This window comes from Actinophytocola sp., from assembly GCF_036002505.1.
Lineage (GTDB): Bacteria > Actinomycetota > Actinomycetes > Mycobacteriales > Pseudonocardiaceae > DASYTH01.
Genome location: NZ_DASYTH010000013.1, coordinates 1 through 16,799, shown reverse-complemented (window position 1 = coordinate 16,799; position 16,799 = coordinate 1). Strand labels below are relative to the sequence as shown.

The window sequence follows — 16,799 nt, the reverse complement described above, 5'->3', positions numbered from 1 at the left end:
CGCTCAGGCCTGATCCACTACAGAGTGCAAGACCTAAGACACTAGCGGCTGAACTCAGGCTGGAGGCGGGCTCGCGAGGGTGCCCTCCACCGGGACGGGGGTGATCTCCGGGCGGATGTCGGTCAGCTCGCCGGTGGGCACGATCGTCCGCCAGACCCGGTGGTCGACCTCGGTCAGGCCGAGGTCCGCCGCGGCGATGAAGTCCTCCTCGGCGAAGTGCAGCACGGTCAGCTCGGGGTTGCGGGCGAGGATCTCGAAGATGGCATCCTTCCAGCGGCACAACGTCCGGACGAACGTCAGCTCGTCCAGCTCGACGTGGTCGACCAGCTTCGCCGGACTGCCGGCGTTGTCCACGAAGCCGGCGGGGACGGCCGCGCCGGGCATCGGGTGCAGCAGCAGCTTGCCGGGCCCGGCCAGGTCCACGTCGAAGTCGCCGCCGCGGTGCCGGGCGGTCAGGCCGCGGCGGATCAGCGGCGGCAGCGGCACCGGCGGCGCGAACCAGACCGGCTCGCCGAACGCGGGCTCCTCGGGATTGCGCTCCCAACCGACCGCACGGCCGCGATAGAGCCCGAGCCTGCGCTCGTTCTCGGCCGCGTCCCGGACCCACAGCTCGGTGCCGAACGGCAGCTCGATCAGCCTGAGCACGTACTCGGGCAGCGGGTGCCGCTCGCCGGGGAAGTAGCCGGTGCCCAGGAACGGCGGCGGGTACACCCGGGCCGTGCCCATGTCCGCGGCCACCTCGCGGGTGTTCGCCCCGAAGCTGGTGCGGAAGCAGAACGTGTTGCTGGCGAAGAACTTCAGGAAGTACACGGCCGACGTCGGGCCCCAGCCGGGGATCTTGTCCAGGCCGTACTCGTGAACGAGGGCTTCGGTGCCGAACCCCGCGGTGTCTTCCGCGCGCCCGGCGAACCCCTGCACCCGGTGCGGTTCGAACCGGCCGGGCACGACCACGTTGCCCAGGTACAGACCGGCGAGGCTGGGCTTGACCGGCAGGTGCATCACGGTCGATCCGTTGATCCCGGCCGGCAGGTCCTTCGGCTGCGTCACTGCGTGCTCTCCCGCTTCGCCTGCGCCTCGCGCCATGGCCCGAGCTCGTCCTGGCGGACCTCGTGGACGCCGGTCACCTGCTCCTTGGGCACGGTCGCCATGAACGTGTACACATCTTCCTGCCAGAACGTGGATTCGGGCTCGCTCTCTTCCCTGGTCCGCCATTCCTCGGCGATCTTGATGCCGTTTCCGCCTTCGTAGTAGATCCAGTACTGACCGTTTTCGAGCTCGGCGTTCACCCGGAACGGCTCGTCCAGATAGGTGCCCACCGTATGCGTGGTGTACCACTCGTCGAGGTCGCCGATCGGAACGGTGTCCACCTGCTGGCGGGTAACCTCGTCGAACAGGCCGACCTGCCCCTGGTTGCCGCCACTGGCCCCGTACCGCTTTCCGCGATAAACGGCGAAGAATCCGTTGGTGAACTTCCTGACGACATCCATCGCTGCGCAGTCCTAGGGCCTCAGGTCGAACCAGCCGCGGCCGGGCAGGTTCACCCCGACGAGGTGCTCGGTGCCGTCGGCACGCACCTCCCACATTTCGGTCCGGTTGTTGTAGTTGTCCCGGTTGAGCATCCATTCGGGCATGCCGGAACCGGTGTGGCCGCCGTCGGTGTAGCCGGTGCCGAGGAAGGGCGGGTTCCAGGCCCGCAGCTGGCTCGAGCCGCCGATGGCCTGCATGTCGGCCGCGTCCACCGGGTTGGTGGAGCCGAAGCTGACATCCAGCGCTCCCGCCTTGTCGGGAGCGGGGAAACGCAGCTGGTAAGCCTCGCCGGCGCCGGCCTTGACCGGAGACCAGCCCGCCCCGCCGTCGTCGAGTCCGAGCTTCTCCCGGAAGTCGCCCGGCCGGTCGTACTGCGCCGTGTCGCTGCCCCGGGCGACCGAACCACCCAGCTGGTCCGGGTCGATCCGGCTGGTCTTGCCGGTGTCGGCATCGACGTAGCTGGTCTCGTTGCGCAGCAGGGCATCGGCGAGCTCGGGCTTGACCACCTTGGTCATCACCTCGCCCGGGTTGACCGGGATGCCGTTGCGGACGTCGGCCACCTCGACGCGGTCGTCGTGCGACAGCCGGTCGGTCGGGGTCTGCGTCTTGGGGATGTGCTGGTCCGGGTCATAGCCCTTGGCCTGGGCGATGTCCCTGATCTGCTGGTCGGTCGACGTCGGCGCGGTGTTGATCACATGCCGCGGGTACTGCGGGTCGAGCTCGCCCGGCCCGGCCGCGTGGCCCAGGTTGTTGGGTGGCGCACCGCCGCCACCCGGAGGGGGTGGTGGCGGAGGCGGAGGTCCGCCACCACCGGGGCCGCCGTTCGTGGTGGGCGGGGCCGATGGTGTGGAGGTGGTCGTCGTGCTCCCGGACGGCGTGGTGGTGGTGGTGGTCGTCGCCGAGGCGTGCGTGGTGGGCGGGGTCGAGGTGGTGTCGATCGAGTTCAGCGCGGCGGCGTTGGCGGCGTCGGTGTCACGGTAGGCCTGCGCGGTGCCCCTGGTGCCGCGGTGCGCCTGCTCGACGGCCTCGGTGGTGCGGGCCATGTGCTGCTCGGCGACGCGCAGGTGGGCCTGGGCGGCGCCGGTGAAGCCGGAGCCGACGACGCCCATGCTCTGCGGGCCGACGTTCACGCCGCTCAGCGTGCCGGCGACGCCCTGCACCCGGCCGCGGGTGGCGTCGAGCCGGCTGGCCATGGTGTCGATGCCGTCGAGGTGCGTGCCGACGCCGCTGCCGCCGCCACCGTGATGCCGGGGGGCGGTGGTGGTGCCGCTGTTGCCGCCGCCGTGGTGGGTGGTGGGCGAGCCACCGGAGGTGTGGTGCGATCCGCCGCTGCGGCGCCGTCCGGTCATCGAAAGTGCTCCTATGCCGTGGGCTGCGGGGCCGGGGTGTCGTAGGGCTTGACCGCCTGGTACGCGCCGTAGGCGAGGTCGCCGGCCATGGCGAAGCGGCCGAGGCCGTCGGAGAGCTTCTGCATCGCCTCGGCGAGCTTGGCCAGCCGGCCGCCCTGCCGGCCCAGTCCGCCGAGCACCTTGCTGATCTTGGCGGCGCACTTGGAGGCGGTCATCGCGGCCCGGGTGCCGGCGTAGCCGCAGTACGCCGCGATCGAGCCGCCGAACGTGAACGCGGCCGAGGCCAGCGCGATCAGGGCGCCCTCGATCAGCTCGGCGATCACCGAGGAGATGATGTCGAACACGATGCCGCGCACCGTGGTCACCAGCATGCCGGAGATGCCCACGACCGCCGCGGTGCCGTCGAGGGTCATGCCCATCGAGTCCAGCTCCTCGGCGAGCTGCTTCATGCTGGCGTTGTAGGCGTTGGCGGTGTCGCCGGTCCAGTCGGCGACCGAGCTCAGGTCCTGCCGGTGCTCCTCGGCGATCGTGCGCATCTCGGCGGCCGCCTGCTTGAGGGCGTCGACGTTGGCGTTGATCTCGTCGGGGTTGCCGAGCAGCGCGTCCAGCGGCTCACGCAGGAAGCTGACGTGCTCGAGCAGCCAGCCGACGCCGGCGCTGAGCACCGCGCCGAGCGGGTCGATGGCGAAGCCGATCGTGTCGGTCACCACGCCGGCCGCGCTCAGCGCGACGTCGACGCACTTCTCGCCCTCGGACTCGGAGTCGCTGGTGATGGACGTGATCAGGCTCGAGTAGCTGTCCACGATGCCCGCGCCGCTGGTCGCGGTGGTCGTGGGGGAAACCGAGGTCGCGGCACCGTCAGGCATTGCTCACCATTCCTCCCGGCGGCCGAAGATCTGGTCGTTGCCGAAGTCGTCATCATCGTCCGGACCAGACCGTGGACGGCCGGGGCGGCGGGGCGGTTCCCCCGATCGAGTGGGCGGCTCGGTTTCGGCCGGGTCGTTTGTGAACGCATAGCTCTGGCCGTTCCGGTCGTCACCCGGCTCGGGCTCCTCGTCCTCCTCGGGAGGGAGGTAGCCGGTGACCATCCGGAGCGACTCGCTGTCCGCACCGGCCAGCGGCGCGAACGCGTCGGCCACGTGCCCGGCCGCCGCGCGCTGCGCCTTGCGGGCCAGCTTCATGATCTTCGCGGCCAGCTCGCCGCCCGAGCCGCGCAGGGCCGCGTCGTCGATGGACAGGTCGGTCAGCGCGCCGTTGGGCGCGACGCTGACCCGCAGGGCGCCGTCCTCCGACGTCTCGGTCGCGCCGGACGCCTCGAGGTTCTGTTTGAACTCGGCCGCCTTCTGCTGCACCTCGGCGATCTTCGACTCGAAGTTCGCCAGCCACTCTTCGGGCGTCACCGCAACCCCTCACCTCATGGCCTGCACTTCTCGACGGAGAGTGTCATACCATTCGGCGCCCGATGTGGGCGGGATTGCCGGATCTACTGGTTGAACCCGTGCCCACGCTGGGTGACGCTGCCGTACACCCGGGACAGCGGTGGGAGCTGGTCCAGGTGCGCGCTCACCACGTGCCCGAAGTTGATCGCCACCGTGCTGCCGTCGGCCAGCTCGGGCGTGTCCACCCCGCCCGAGTTCATCAGCGCGCCCAACCGGTTCATCAGGCTCTTCGCGCCCTTCTCCGACAGCGCGAACACCAGCGGGTCGCCGCTGCCGGCGACGTGCAGCACCAGGGCACGTTTTGAATCGCTCATACCTGCACATCACCAGCGCGCTACCGTGGCGCGCAAGTCGGTTCACTCAGGGCGGAGACGCTGATGACCGAGGTCGAGGAGTTCCTGGCGGCCCACGGCGCCACCGGTCTGGATCATCCCGGTGGGACACTGCTGGCCCATCTCCGCCGCACCCGCGACACCCTCGAGGCCTGGGGTGCCCGCCCATCGCTGTGCCTGGCCGGCCTCGCGCACGCCGCCTACGGCACCGACGGCTTCCCGCACCCGCTGGTCGACCTCACCGGGCGTCCGGCGCTCACCGAGCTGATCGGTGCCGAGGCCGAGTCCATCGTGTACACCTACGGTTCCTGCGACCGCGGCCACAGCTACCCGCTGCTGGCCGCCGGCACACCCCGGTTCCGCGACCGGTTCACCGGCACCGAGCGCACCCCGGCACCGGCGGAACTGCGCGACTTCGTCGAGCTCACCATCGCCAACGAGCTGGACGTGCTGTCCCACAACGAAGATCTGCTGGCCGAACACGGCGCCGCCCTGCACAACCTGTTCACCGCCTGGCGCGTCCACGCGAGCGATCAGGCAAACGCCGCCGTCGACGGGTTCTTCCCATGAGCTTCCGCTCGCGCTTCAAGACCAGCTTCAGCCACAACGACTTCTACCGCCCGTTCCTGCTCCGCCAGGTCCCGCCCGGCGCCCGCCGGGCCCTCGACGTCGGCTGCGGCACCGGCCGCTTCGCCCACCTCCTGGCCACCCGCGCCGGCCACGTGGACGCGGTCGACCGCTCCGCCGAGATGATCTCCGCCGGGTCACCCGCCCCGAACATCTCGTTCGCCCACGCCGACATCCGCGACCTCGACCTCACCCCGGGCTACGACTTCATCTCCTGCATCGCCGCCATCCACCACGTCCCGTTCGGCCCCACCGTCACCCAGCTCCGCGACGCCCTCGCGCCCGGCGGCGTGCTCGCCATCCTCGGCCTGAGCCGCTACACCCTCGGCCACCTCGGCATCGACCTGGTCGCCTTCTGCCCCAACAAGATCCGCCAACTCCAAGCCGCCCTGCGCCACCCGGAACCCCGCCCACCCGCGCCGGTCATGGACGCCCAACTCTCCCTCGCCGAGATCCGCGCCCAGGCCCGCACCCTGCTGCCGGGCGCCCGCATCCGCAGCCACCTCTACTGGCGGTACTCGCTGATCTGGGTCAATGCCTGAATCGCGGTGACCGGCGGCCAAAGACTCGACGGTCGATACCATTGTCAGCCCGCGGTGAAACTGGAGCACGCACGGCACGTTGGCGTCCGCTGAGCAAACGTGGCACCGAACCGTCGGCTGAGGAGGACGCTCTCTACGAGGGAGCTCCGGCGCATCTGACCCAGCCCCTGATCGACTGGGTTGATCTTTTCCACCGAGGTGACCTCTATACCGGCGGAGGAGGCCGCGCCAATCGCATCGCGGCACGACTGCGCCTTGACCTCCGACCCGTAACCGGGATCAGACCATCAGGGAAATACGCTTCGCCGTCGGATGGGCTGGTTCATCTCGCGAGCAAAGCGAATGCCACACAGCTGCTCGACACGGTCGATGCGACCCTCGCCGAGGGGGTTTCCGCGCAGGGGGTGCAAGGACTCGAGCGGCTGTTGACCAGCGGCGGTTCCGCGTGGCGCGTCGCGGACGACGGAATGTCTCTGGAACGGCGTGGACTGGCAGCTCGCGATGCACTCCTCCGGCGCACCGGCGGACATCGGCCCGCTGGTGGCCATGCTCCGCCTACTCTGGCAAGGCCAAACCGATCGCCACGGTGGCTCCACACCAACCATCCCGGTCACAGCAGAAGCAGCCGAAGCCGCCGTCCACCTGGCCGTCACCCTTGTCCAGTGGTTCCAATCCGGCGCCATCCGACGCGTCGGCTGATCTTTCGTCAATGCCGGAAGAACTGCTCCCGGCGGCCTTGGCGGACGAGTTTGAGCCAGGCGAGGAAGGCTTTGGGGTCTCGTTTGGTGGCGAGGAAATAGAGGCCGAAGCGGGCGATTTCGAGCATGCCGATTCTGCGGAGGCCGGGTTGGGAGAGGAGGTAGCCGCGGTTGCGGTAGGTGTAGTAGCGCTTGATGTCGTTTTCCGGGTCCTGGGCGTGGAAGCGGCCGCCGAGCATGGGTTTGAACTCGTCGGAGCCGTCGGGGTGGAGGTAGACGGCGCGCAGGCTGGTGCCGAAGGGGAGGCCGGTGCGGACCAGGCGGCGGTGGAGTTCGACCTCGTCGCCGCGGAAGAAGAGGCGGTAGTCGGGGACGCCGATGACGTCGAGGGTGGAGGCGCGGAAGAGGGCGCCGTTGAACAGGGCGGCGATGCCGGGGAGGAAGTCGGTGCCGAGCTCGGCGGCGGTGCGTTTCCAGCTCAGACCGCGGCGCATGGGGAAGGCGAGCTTGTCCGGGGTGTCGATGTTGGCGACCACCGGGGAGATCTCGGCCAGGCCGCGGGTTTCGGCTTCGGTGAGCAGGGTGGCGAGCACGGTTTCGTCGCCCGGGCGGCCGTCGTCGTCGGCGCACCAGACCCAGTCGGCGCCCAGGGCCAGGGCGTGCAGCATGCCGAGGGCGAAACCGCCGGCGCCGCCGAGGTTGCGGTGCGAGGACAGGTAGGTCGACGGCAGCGGGCAGGACTCCACGATGTCGCGGGCCGGCTCGTCCGGGCCGTTGTCCACCACGACGAGGTGTTCCGGCGGGCGGGTCTGCGCGGCGATCATCTTCAGCGAGCCCGCGAGCAGCTCCCGCCGGTGCCGGGTGACCAGCACGGCCACCACCGCACCCGCCGGCAGCGGCTCCGCGCCGACCATCAGGCGTCGCCGCTGTTCGTGCTGAGCGCCGGCGAGGCGTCCAGCCGCTCGAGCGTTTCCGGCGGCAGGTGGGGCAACGGATCACGGCCCTTGTAGGCCGTGATCACCTCACGCAGCGAGCCACGCAGCTTCATGTGGCCCTCGTCCATCCAGATCGCCGTGTCGCACAGCTCGAACAATAGGTCGTCCTGGTGCGAGGCGAACACCAACATGCCGGACCGTTTCACCAGATCCACCAGCCGGTCCCGGGCCTTGTTCAGAAACGCCGCGTCCACCGCGCCGATGCCCTCGTCCAGCAGCAGGATCTCCGGGTCGATCGAGGTCACCACGCCCAGCGCCAGCCGCACCCGCATGCCGGTGGAGTACGTGCGCAGCGGCATCGCCAGGTAGTCGCCGAGCTCGGTGAACTCCGCGATGTCGTCCACCCGCTTGGCCATCTCCTTGCGGGTCATGCCGAGGAACAGCCCGCGGATCATGATGTTCTCGAAGCCGGAGATCTCGGGGTCCATGCCGACGCCGAGGTCGAACACCGGCGCCACCCGGCCGACGATCCGCGAGGCGCCCCGGGTCGGCTCGTAGATCCCGGCGAGCACCCGCAGCAGCGTGGACTTGCCGGCGCCGTTGTGCCCCACCAGACCCACCCGGTCGCCGTCCTTGAGCGACAGGCTGACGTCGTGCAGGGCCTCGATGATCGGCACCCGGCTGTCCGTGCCGATCTTGCCGCCGACCTTGCCGAGCACCTTCTTCTTCAGCGACCGGGACTTGGCGTCGAAGATCGGGAAGTCGACCGAGGCGTTCCAGACGTCGATGCTGACCATGTCGAGATGCCTCACTCAGACCCAGTAGGACACGCGGGAACGGTAGTTGCGCATGACGAGCAGCGCCAGCGCCCACCCGACGACGGTGATACCCAGGACCACGACCCAGCTCCAGATGCTCACGGCCTGACCGATCAACGGTGCCCGAATGATCTGCACGAAATGATAGAAGGGGTTGAGGTAGACGAACTGCAGCGCCCAGCCCACCGAGTCCCGGTTGCCGCCCGCGTAGAGCTGGTCGATCGGCCACACGATCGGGGTCAGGTAGAACAACAGCTGGATGATCGACCCGACGAGCTGGGGGAAGTCCCGGAACCGGGTGGAGATCACGCCGAGGAACATGGTTATCCAGCCGGCGTTGACGGCCAGGAGCACGAATGCGGGGATCGCCGACAGGGTGTACCAGCCGAGCCCGGGGTGGCAGATCGCGTGTGGGTCGGTGACGCACCTGCCGTCCTTGGTCAGCGCGTACCGATGACTCAGGGTGCCGATGAAGATCAGGACGATCACCGCGTACACGATGAGGTTGTGCGCGAACATCAACGTCTGCCGCCACACCGTCCGTAATGCGTACACGGTCAGCGGTGCGGGCAGGTGCTTGATCAGCCCCTCGTTGGCGATGAAGGTCTCCATGCCCTCGGTCAGGCATCCGCTGATGAAGCCCCAGATGATGAACCCGGTGGCGATGAACGGCAGGAACGTCGGCAGGTCCAGCCCGAACAGCAGCGAGTAGAGGACGCCGAGGCCGAACGCGAGCACGCCCTGGCTGATCGTGATCCAGAACGGGCCCAGCACCGAGCGGCGGTAGCGCTGCTTGATGTCCTGCCAGCCGAGATGGCTCCAGAGCTCCTTTTCCCGCCACCCGCCGCGGATGTCCTGGATCGCGCGGGCGAAGGTGCGGCTGGACACGGGCATCTGCCCGTACCCGGTGCTCGGTGCTTCGGCCGTGGTTGCTGGCACGGCTAGCCAGACTACCTACGGGTCGGTCACGCTCCGGCGCGCGGGTCTTGGGAGCGCTCTCAGACGCTCCGTGCTCCGAAAATTACGGAACGCATTTCGGGTGGTTAACCAGTCATTAACCTTCACACTTGTGTGGTCAAGTGTGAAAATCCGACGGCAACAATTGCGTCATCCCCCGGTGCAAGATCGCTCTTCGGTCCTGTCTACTGTGCAGTAGAGCTCTCGTAACCACAGGCGCGGAGGTCGGGGCATGGTGGACGTCCAGTGGTGGCTGTCCGGCTACGACAGTCAGGTCCACGCCTTCCGCACCGAGCAGGCGGGTCGCGACTTCGGGGAGGCCCTGTGCGAGCACAGCGTGCCGACCGCCAAGATCACGTGTACGGACGAGGGCCGGCGCTGCATGGCCTGCCTGCTGCTGGTCGGCGATCTCCTGGCCGAGCGGCTCGACGCCACCTGGCGGGCTTCCTGACCCGGTGTCGGCCGGTATCGAGGTGCCCTGAAGGCCGCCTCCCGCACCACTGGCCTCGCGGCGGCGGCTTTCAGGGCGTGGGAGCTCAGAGATATTGACCGGTGCCGCGGGGGTGCGGACCGTCCGGCATGTCGCCGGGGTGGAGCCCGGATCCGGGCGGTAGGCCGCGGCGCATCTGCTCGAGCTGCACGCGGGCGGCCATCTGCTGGGCGAACAGCGCCGTCTGGATCCCGTGGAACAGGCCCTCCAGCCAGCCGACCAGCTGGGCCTGCGCCACCCGCAGCTCGGCGTCCGAGGGCGTGCCCCCCTCGGTGAACGGCAGCGACAGCCGCTCCAACTCCTCGCGCAGCTCCGGCGCGAGGCCGTCCTCCAGCTCGACGATCGACCGCTGGTGGATCTCCCGCAGCCGGTTGCGGCTGGCGTCGTCCAGCGGGGCCGCCCGGACCTCCTCGAGCAGCTGTTTGATCATCGTGCCGATCCGCATTACCTTGGCCGGCTGCTCGACCATGTCGCCGACCGCCTCCCGGCTGGCCTGCTGCTCCGACTCGCCGTCCGTGTCGGGGATGCGGGCGGCGCCGATCGGGATGCCGTCCGGTCCGACCACGACCACGTGCTGCGGCTGCTCGCCCGAGTCGTTGGGCTGGTTCATCGGCTCCATCCTGGGGTAGGGGAATGCGATCCTAGGGCGTCGGCGGACCCAGGAAGCGCGGTGCCTCGCTGCCACTCTACGGTGTGGGCCATGGCGTTTGACGTCGCTCGGATTCGGGGTCTGTTTCCCGCGCTGGGTGACGGGTGGATCCATCTCGACGCGGCCGCCGGCATGCAGGTGCCCGAGCAGGTGGCCACCGCGGTGTCCACCGCGCTGCGCGCCCCGGTCTCCGGTCCCGGCGGCGTCTTCCCCGCCTCCCAGCGGGCCGAGGCGATCGTCGACGCGGCCCGCCGCGCGGTCGCCGACCTGGTCGGCGCCGACCCGGCCGGCGTCGTCCTCGGCCCCAACGCCGCGGTGCTCCTGCAGCGCCTGGCCGAGGCATTGGGGAGCGGCTGGCTCATCGGCGACGAGATCGTCGTGTCCCGCCTCGACCACCAGGCCAACATCGCCCCCTGGCTGCGTGCCGCCCAGCGCGCCGGCGCCACCGTGCGCTGGGCCGAGATCGACATCGAGACCTGCGAGCTGCCCGCGTGGCAGTACGAGAGCCTGATCTCCCATCGCACCAAGGCGATCGCGGTCACCGCTGGCTCCGGCACCGTCGGCACCCGCCCCGACGTCGCCAAGGTCACCGAGCTCGCCCGCTCCGCCGGCGCCCTGGTCGTGGTCGACGCCTCCTCAGCCGCCCCCTTCCTGCCGCTGGACATCGCCGCGTTGGGCGCCGACGTGATCGCCGTGTCCGCCACGGCCTGGGGCGGCCCCGCCGTCGGGGCTCTGGCCTTCGCCGACCCCGGCGTCCTCGACCGTCTCCCGGCCTGCTCGCTCGACCCGGGCGCCACCGGGCCGGAACGCCTGGAGCTCGGCCTGCACGCCTACCCCCTCCTCGCCGGCCTGGTCGCCTCCGTCGACTACCTGGCCGCTCTGGACGACGCGGCGAGCGGCAGCCGTCGCGAACGCCTCCGCACCAGCCTCGGCTCCGCCAAGTCGTACCAGGCCGGCCTCCTCGCCAAGCTCATCACCGAGCTCCGTGGTCTCCCGCACGTGACGGTCATCGGCGACGCCATGCGCCGCATCCCCGCCCTCGCCTTCACGGTTTCCGGCGTCAAAGCCGCCGCCACCAGCGTGCACCTGGCCGACCGGGGCATCTGCGTCTTCGCCGACGACACTCGTGCCGGCGTCTTCGCCGCGCTCGGTGTGGCCGAGGTGGGCGGCGCGGTGCAGGTCGGTCTCGCCCACTACAGCACCTCCGGCGAGGTGGAAAAGCTCATCGACGCGGTAGCCGACTTGCGGTGAATGCGTCTTTCCGCACGCTCCTCGTGAGGAAAGACGCATTCACGGTGGCTACGGGCGGACTTGGAGCAGGACCTTGCCGAAGGGGCCGGTGTCCATCAGCCGGTGCGCTTCGGTGGCCTGCTGGATCGGGAGAACCTCCTGCACGATCGGCTTCACTTCGCCGGCCTCGATCAACGGCCAGAGATTCTCGGTGACCGCTGAAACGATCGCGCCTTTTTCGTCGACCGGCCGGAAGCGGAGGCTCGTCGCGGTGATGGTGAGGTTCTTGTAGAGCAGGCCGCCCATGTTGAGCTCCGCCTTCACCCCGCCCTGCAGGCCGATGGTGACCAGGCGGCCTTGGCGGGCCAGCACGTCGAGATTGCGCTCGAGGTAGGCGGCGCCCATGTTGTCCAGGATCACGTCGGCGCCGCGGCCCTGGGTGGCGGCGCGGACCTCGGCGACGAAGTCCTGCTCCTTGTAGTTGACCAGGATGTCCGCGCCCAGCTCGGCACAGCGGGCGAGCCGGTCGTCGGCCCCCGCGGTCACCGCGACCATGGCGCCGACCGCCTTGCCCACCTGGATCGCGTGCGTGCCGATCCCGCTCGCGCCGCCGTGCACCAGGAGCACCTCACCGACGCCGAGGCGGGCGATCATGATCACGTTGGACCACACCGTGCAGGCCACCTCGGGCAGGCCCGCGGCCGTCACCAGGTCGACGCCGGACGGCACCGGGAACAGCTGCGCCGCGGGCACCACCACCCGCTCCGCGTAGCCGCCGCCGGCGAGCAGCGCGCACACCGGATCGCCGGTCTGCCAGCCGGTCACGCCCTCGCCGAGCGCGGCCACCGTGCCCGAGCACTCCAGGCCGAGCACCTCGGACGCACCGGGCGGCGGGGCGTAGTTGCCCTGCCGTTGCAACACGTCCGCGCGGTTCACTGCGGAGGCGTGCACCTCGATCAACACTTCGCCCGGCCCGGGCGTCGGATCGGGCACCTCCGCCCACTCCAGAACGTCGGGGCCACCGGGTTCGCGGATCGTGATCGCGTGCATGCCCTGACCCTAGGCGGGTGGGGTGATACTCGCGCTACGCGATCGAGGTAATGAAGAAGACACAGTACGAATGGGGGTATTGACCAGGTGCGACCGTACCGAAAGGGTGTCTTTCGCCGGTTTGTGGCGATCGGGATCGGGGCGGTCGACCACCGGCGTCCGTCTCCCGTTATGAAGGGAACCTACATGCCGTCCGCCAAGACAACGCGTAGAACGGTGGTGGCCCTCCTCGCGGCCGCCGCCGGGCTGGCGCTCAACGTGCCTGCCGCGTCCGCCGCCCCGGCAGCCACGTCGGACCTGCCGGACGGGCCGGCACTCGCCCGGAACCTCGCCCGCAAGGTGACCGTCGGCAACATCAACCGCCACCTCATCGCCCTGCAGCGGTTCGCCGACCAGACCGGGGGCAACGGCACCCGGGCCGCCGGCACCCAGGGCCATGTCCGGTCCGCCGAGTACGTCGCCTCGAAGCTGGAGGCCGCCGGGTTCATGGTGACCCGCCAGGAGTTCCCGTTCACCTTCACCCAGACGCTCGCGCAGAACCTCACCGTCGGCAGCTCCGCGGTGCCGGTCCGGGCCATCCAGTACAGCCCGTCCACCCCGGTCGGCGGCGTCACCGCGCCGATCGCCGTGGTTCCCGTGGACGACACCCCGGGCTGCGAGGCGTCCGACTACGCCGGGCTCACCGTCACCGGCAAGATCGCCCTGGTCAAGCGTGGCAACTGCTCGTTCACCCAGAAGTCCGCCACGGCCGCGGCCGCCGGCGCCGTCGCGGTGATCGTCTACAACAACGCCGCCGGTCCGGTCAGCGGGCGGCTGGACAGCCCGACCGCGGTGAGCATCCCGATCGGCGGCGTCACCACGGCCGACGGCGAGGCGCTGGCCGCGCAGCCCGGGGTGACCGTGCGGCTGGAGATCCGGACGCTGACCGAGCAGCGCACCACCTACAACGTGATCGCCGAGACGCAGACCGGCCGGCACGACAACATCGTGATGGCGGGCGCGCACCTGGACAGCGTGACCGCCGGCCCCGGCGTCAACGACAACGGCTCGGGCAGCGCCACGCTGCTGGAGACCGCGCTGCAGCTGGGCGGCATGCCGCGGTTGAACAACGCGGTGCGGTTCGCCTGGTGGAGCGCCGAGGAGCTGGGCCTGGTCGGCTCGACGTTCTACGTCGACAACCTGGACTTCGAGGAGCAGCTGAACATCGCGCTGTACCTGAACTTCGACATGATCGCCTCGCCGAACGCGGCGCGGTTCATCTACGACGGCGACGACTCCGACCACGCCGGCGCCGGCCCCGGCCCGTTCGGCTCGGCGCAGATCGAGGCGGCGTTCGCCAACGTGCTGAACGCGACCGGCGTGGAGACCGAGGGCACCGACTTCACCGGGCGCTCCGACTACGGCGAGTTCATCGCGGTGGGCATCCCGGCCGGCGGCCTGTTCTCCGGCGCCGAGGGCTTCAAGACCGAGGACCAGGCGGCCAAGTGGGGCGGCGTCGCGGGCATGGCCTACGACGCGTGCTACCACATGGCCTGCGACAACCTGGGCAACCTGGACCGCACGGTGCTGGACAGCAACGCCGACGCGATCGCCTTCGTGCTCGGCACGTACGCGATCAGCACCGAGGACGTCAACGGTGTCCCGCCGGGCGATGAGGACGGCAGCGAGAGCGTCAGCGTGGCCAAGCTGGCCAAGGCGAAGTCGACCAGCGCCAAGGCCCGGTTCGCGGCGACCGTGAAGACGATCAAGGCCGGGAAGACCGCGGCGCACGACGACCACGACCTCGCGGTCTCCTAGCCCCGACTGCACTGAATGCCTCATTCACTGCGTCCACCGCACTGAATGAGGCATTCAGTGCGTTCACCCCAAGTTGCTGGTGTCGAACGTGTTGCAGGAGTTGGGGTTCCCGCTCTGCAGCCCGGTGTTGAACCACTTCTGCCGCTGCGCCGACGTGCCGTGGGTGAACTGGCTCGGGTCCACCCGGCCGCCGCCGAGCTCCTTCTGGATGTAGTCGTCGCCGATCTTGGACGCGGTGTCCAGCGCGTTCCGGATGTCCGCGTCGGAGACGTTGCGGATCAACGGTTTGCCGCCCTTGGACGACGGCGCCGTGGTGGCGTGCTTGGCCCACACCCCGGCGTAGCAGTCGGCCTGCAGCTCCAGCCGCACCGAGTCGGAGGCCGGGCCACTGCCCTCCTTGACCCGGTTGCTCGTGCCGAGCAGGTTCTGCACGTGGTGGCCGTACTCGTGGGCCAGCACGTAGGCCTCGGCGAACGCGCCGCCCTGGGTGCCGAACCGGGTCTTGAGCTCCTCGTAGAAGGACAGGTCGATGTACACCTCGGAGTCCGCGGGGCAGTAGAACGGGCCGGTGTCGGAGGTGGCGCTGCCGCAGCCGGTGCGCACGCCGCCGCGGAAGAAGTTCGTCACCGCGGGCTTGTAGGTCAGGTTGGACCGGGCGAACTGGTCGTCCCAGTAGCCCTGGATCGAGTTGACGAACGCCACGATGGCGCAGTCGTGGTTGGTGTTGGCGTCCTTGCCGGTCTTGCACTCGCTCTGCAGGTCGGAGTTGTTGACCTGCTGGCCGTTGCCGACACCCGAGGTGGACGCCGGCAACCCGCCGCCGACGCCGCCGAACTGGTTCAGCACGAAGTAGATGAGCAGGCCGACGATCCCGAGTCCCCCGCCGCCCAGGGCGATCCGGGGACCGAAGCCGCCCCCGCCGCCCGCCCCCCGCAGGTCCTCAACCTGGGAGGTATCCAGCGATACGTCTTCGTTGAACTCCACGGTGTGAAACCTTAGGGCAGGACGCACCCGGGTGCGGCGCCGTTCGTGGGCGGCCGCACCCGGGTGATCGCTTCCGCGGTGGCCGGCCGGTGAACCGGGCCGGCGTGGAGCCCCACCGGCGGCGTCTCGAGACACCCCGACGCGGGGTTCAACATCGTCGTCGTGCACGGGAGATGCGTGGGCGCACGTGTGCACTTTCGAGGACCCGGCTACCTGCCGCTCTCAGTCACGGCTGGGCCGATGCTGTCGGCTCAGCCGCGGGGTTGCAGCTGATCGCCGGCCACCACGGCGGTGTTCTGCTCAACCACGGCACCACCTGACCTCTCCCGGCGGGCAGTGGCGACCGGGCACCCCGGGCTGGTGCTCCGTGTCGCTCCTGGCCAGCCGTTCCGTCCCCAATATGCTCCTGTGTGGGGCCGGTCACAACCCTCCTGAACTGGTGAAATCCGCCTTCACAGTCCGAAGCGGACCGCCTACCGCGCCGCCCCGTCAGGTAATCAAGAGAGGCGTGTGGGTTACCGCCTAGCCTTGTCAGGTGACCTCCCCAGGAACCGGGCCCCGGTGGCTCAACCCCACCGAGATGCGAGCCTGGCGCGCCTACATCATCGGCACCGAGCTCATGCGCCGGCAGCTCCACCGCGAACTGCAGGAGGCCCACGACCTCACCATCGCCGACTACGAGGTCCTGGTCCAACTTTCCGAACGCGACGGCCGCCGCATGCGCATGACCGAACTGGCCGGCCGCACAGCGTCGTCAAAGAGCCGCCTCTCCCACCAGATCTCCCGCCTGGAGAAAGCCGGCCTGGTCCGCCGCGCCACCTGCCCCGACGACGCCCGCGGCGTCATCGCCGAGCTCACCGACGCCGGCATGCGCGCCCTCACCGCCGCCGCCCCCACCCACGTCGCCGGCGTCCGCCGCCACCTCATCGACCTCCTCACCCCCGCCGAGCAGGAAGCCCTCACCACCATCTTCGAACGCGTCCTCGCCCACCTCGACGTCGACCACCCCGCTACCCTTACCCCCTGAGGAGGCGTGGCAGAGCGGCCGATTGCACGTGTCTTGAAAACACGAGACCCGCAAGGGTCCGGGGGTTCAAATCCCTCCGCCTCCGCCAAAGCACTCACCATGATCCCGTAATCGACGTCGCCCGACCATGAGTTCGATCCGCCGGCGCAGGTCGCCGTCGTGACGGCGGACGGCGTGGCTGGTTTCTGTACGTCTGCCTCGGCGGGCGCGCCGCCCTCGTCCACGTAGAGCTCTCGAAGAACCTTTGGTTCAGCTGGCGAGAGATGGCTTGGGGTTGAACCTGGGAGACGCTCGAGCGGCGATCGCAGGGATGCTCACCAACTGAACTTCAGGCCGATCAGTCGGTGC

Annotated in this window: 18 protein-coding genes and 1 tRNA gene; 7 read left to right on the top strand and 12 right to left on the bottom strand. The window is 69.8% G+C overall.

The features are described 5' to 3' along the window. Positions 1 to 54: 54 nt before the first annotated feature. The 6 genes from VGR06_RS00535 to VGR06_RS00510 form a co-directional block, all read right to left on the bottom strand. The gene (locus tag VGR06_RS00535; RefSeq protein WP_327556898.1) at positions 55 to 1,047 is read right to left on the bottom strand and encodes a hypothetical protein; all 993 of its coding nucleotides are present in this window, start codon (positions 1,045 to 1,047) and stop codon (positions 55 to 57) included. Further along, complete coding sequence (locus VGR06_RS00530; protein ID WP_327556897.1) at positions 1,044 to 1,487, bottom strand: hypothetical protein; 444 nt, start codon at positions 1,485 to 1,487, stop codon at positions 1,044 to 1,046. Before VGR06_RS00530 ends, VGR06_RS00535 begins: the two co-directional genes overlap by 4 nt. Positions 1,488 to 1,499: 12 nt before the next feature. Continuing rightward, positions 1,500 to 2,876: a WXG100 family type VII secretion target gene (locus VGR06_RS00525; RefSeq protein WP_327556896.1), complete on the bottom strand. Its 1,377-nt coding sequence runs from the start codon at positions 2,874 to 2,876 to the stop codon at positions 1,500 to 1,502. A gap of 11 nt (positions 2,877 to 2,887) precedes the next feature. Beyond that, the gene (locus tag VGR06_RS00520; RefSeq protein WP_327556895.1) at positions 2,888 to 3,742 is read right to left on the bottom strand and encodes a WXG100 family type VII secretion target; all 855 of its coding nucleotides are present in this window, start codon (positions 3,740 to 3,742) and stop codon (positions 2,888 to 2,890) included. Positions 3,743 to 3,745: 3 nt separating this feature from the next. Then, entirely contained in the window at positions 3,746 to 4,276 is a 531-nt protein-coding gene (locus VGR06_RS00515; RefSeq protein WP_327556894.1) for a YbaB/EbfC family nucleoid-associated protein, read from the bottom strand. An 83-nt stretch (positions 4,277 to 4,359) separates the two neighbouring features. Next, positions 4,360 to 4,629 (bottom strand): hypothetical protein, encoded by a 270-nt coding sequence (locus VGR06_RS00510; protein WP_327556893.1) that lies wholly within the window; start codon positions 4,627 to 4,629, stop codon positions 4,360 to 4,362. A gap of 63 nt (positions 4,630 to 4,692) precedes the next feature. Between VGR06_RS00510 and VGR06_RS00505 the strand changes: the two genes are divergently transcribed. Beyond that, a complete protein-coding gene (locus tag VGR06_RS00505) occupies positions 4,693 to 5,217 on the top strand; it encodes a DUF6817 domain-containing protein (protein WP_327556892.1) in 525 nt (174 codons plus the stop codon). Next, positions 5,214 to 5,816 carry a class I SAM-dependent methyltransferase gene (locus VGR06_RS00500; RefSeq protein WP_414637117.1) on the top strand — a complete coding sequence of 201 codons (603 nt, stop codon included), beginning with the start codon at positions 5,214 to 5,216 and terminating at the stop codon, positions 5,814 to 5,816. The genes VGR06_RS00505 and VGR06_RS00500 overlap by 4 nt, the downstream gene beginning before the upstream one ends. Positions 5,817 to 6,522: 706 nt before the next feature. Here VGR06_RS00500 and VGR06_RS00495 read toward each other — a convergent pair. The 3 genes from VGR06_RS00495 to VGR06_RS00485 are packed head-to-tail and all read right to left on the bottom strand — an operon-like array spanning position 6,523 to position 9,161. Continuing rightward, positions 6,523 to 7,428, bottom strand: a complete 906-nt coding sequence (locus VGR06_RS00495; protein ID WP_327556891.1) for a glycosyltransferase family 2 protein — start codon at positions 7,426 to 7,428, stop codon at positions 6,523 to 6,525. Then, a complete protein-coding gene (locus VGR06_RS00490; RefSeq protein WP_327556909.1) occupies positions 7,428 to 8,246 on the bottom strand; it encodes an ABC transporter ATP-binding protein in 819 nt (272 codons plus the stop codon). The genes VGR06_RS00495 and VGR06_RS00490 overlap by 1 nt, the downstream gene beginning before the upstream one ends. 15 nt (positions 8,247 to 8,261) lie before the next feature. Then, positions 8,262 to 9,161: an ABC transporter permease gene (locus VGR06_RS00485; protein ID WP_327556908.1), complete on the bottom strand. Its 900-nt coding sequence runs from the start codon at positions 9,159 to 9,161 to the stop codon at positions 8,262 to 8,264. A 295-nt stretch (positions 9,162 to 9,456) separates the two neighbouring features. Here VGR06_RS00485 and VGR06_RS00480 point away from each other — a divergent pair, with 295 nt between their 5' ends. Beyond that, the gene (locus VGR06_RS00480) at positions 9,457 to 9,675 is read left to right on the top strand and encodes a hypothetical protein (protein WP_327556890.1); all 219 of its coding nucleotides are present in this window, start codon (positions 9,457 to 9,459) and stop codon (positions 9,673 to 9,675) included. 85 nt (positions 9,676 to 9,760) lie between these two features. Here VGR06_RS00480 and VGR06_RS00475 read toward each other — a convergent pair whose 3' ends face one another. After that, positions 9,761 to 10,324, bottom strand: a complete 564-nt coding sequence (locus VGR06_RS00475; protein WP_327556889.1) for a bacterial proteasome activator family protein — start codon at positions 10,322 to 10,324, stop codon at positions 9,761 to 9,763. 90 nt (positions 10,325 to 10,414) lie between these two features. Between VGR06_RS00475 and VGR06_RS00470 the strand changes: the two genes are divergently transcribed. After that, a complete protein-coding gene (locus tag VGR06_RS00470; protein ID WP_327556888.1) occupies positions 10,415 to 11,614 on the top strand; it encodes a cysteine desulfurase-like protein in 1,200 nt (399 codons plus the stop codon). Positions 11,615 to 11,662: 48 nt separating this feature from the next. Here VGR06_RS00470 and VGR06_RS00465 read toward each other — a convergent pair whose 3' ends face one another. Further along, positions 11,663 to 12,643 (bottom strand): NAD(P)H-quinone oxidoreductase, encoded by a 981-nt coding sequence (locus tag VGR06_RS00465; RefSeq protein ID WP_327556887.1) that lies wholly within the window; start codon positions 12,641 to 12,643, stop codon positions 11,663 to 11,665. A 186-nt stretch (positions 12,644 to 12,829) separates the two neighbouring features. Between VGR06_RS00465 and VGR06_RS00460 the strand changes: the two genes are divergently transcribed. After that, the gene (locus VGR06_RS00460; protein WP_327556886.1) at positions 12,830 to 14,440 is read left to right on the top strand and encodes a M28 family metallopeptidase; all 1,611 of its coding nucleotides are present in this window, start codon (positions 12,830 to 12,832) and stop codon (positions 14,438 to 14,440) included. A gap of 63 nt (positions 14,441 to 14,503) precedes the next feature. Here VGR06_RS00460 and ypfJ read toward each other — a convergent pair whose 3' ends face one another. Then, positions 14,504 to 15,424, bottom strand: a complete 921-nt coding sequence (gene ypfJ / locus VGR06_RS00455; RefSeq protein WP_327556885.1) for a KPN_02809 family neutral zinc metallopeptidase — start codon at positions 15,422 to 15,424, stop codon at positions 14,504 to 14,506. Positions 15,425 to 16,004: 580 nt separating this feature from the next. Here ypfJ and VGR06_RS00450 point away from each other — a divergent pair. Both VGR06_RS00450 and VGR06_RS00445 read left to right on the top strand, forming a co-directional pair. Next, positions 16,005 to 16,451: a MarR family winged helix-turn-helix transcriptional regulator gene (locus VGR06_RS00450; protein ID WP_327556907.1), complete on the top strand. Its 447-nt coding sequence runs from the start codon at positions 16,005 to 16,007 to the stop codon at positions 16,449 to 16,451. Further along, positions 16,452 to 16,539 (top strand) — tRNA-Ser (locus VGR06_RS00445). Positions 16,540 to 16,799 lie beyond the last annotated feature (260 nt).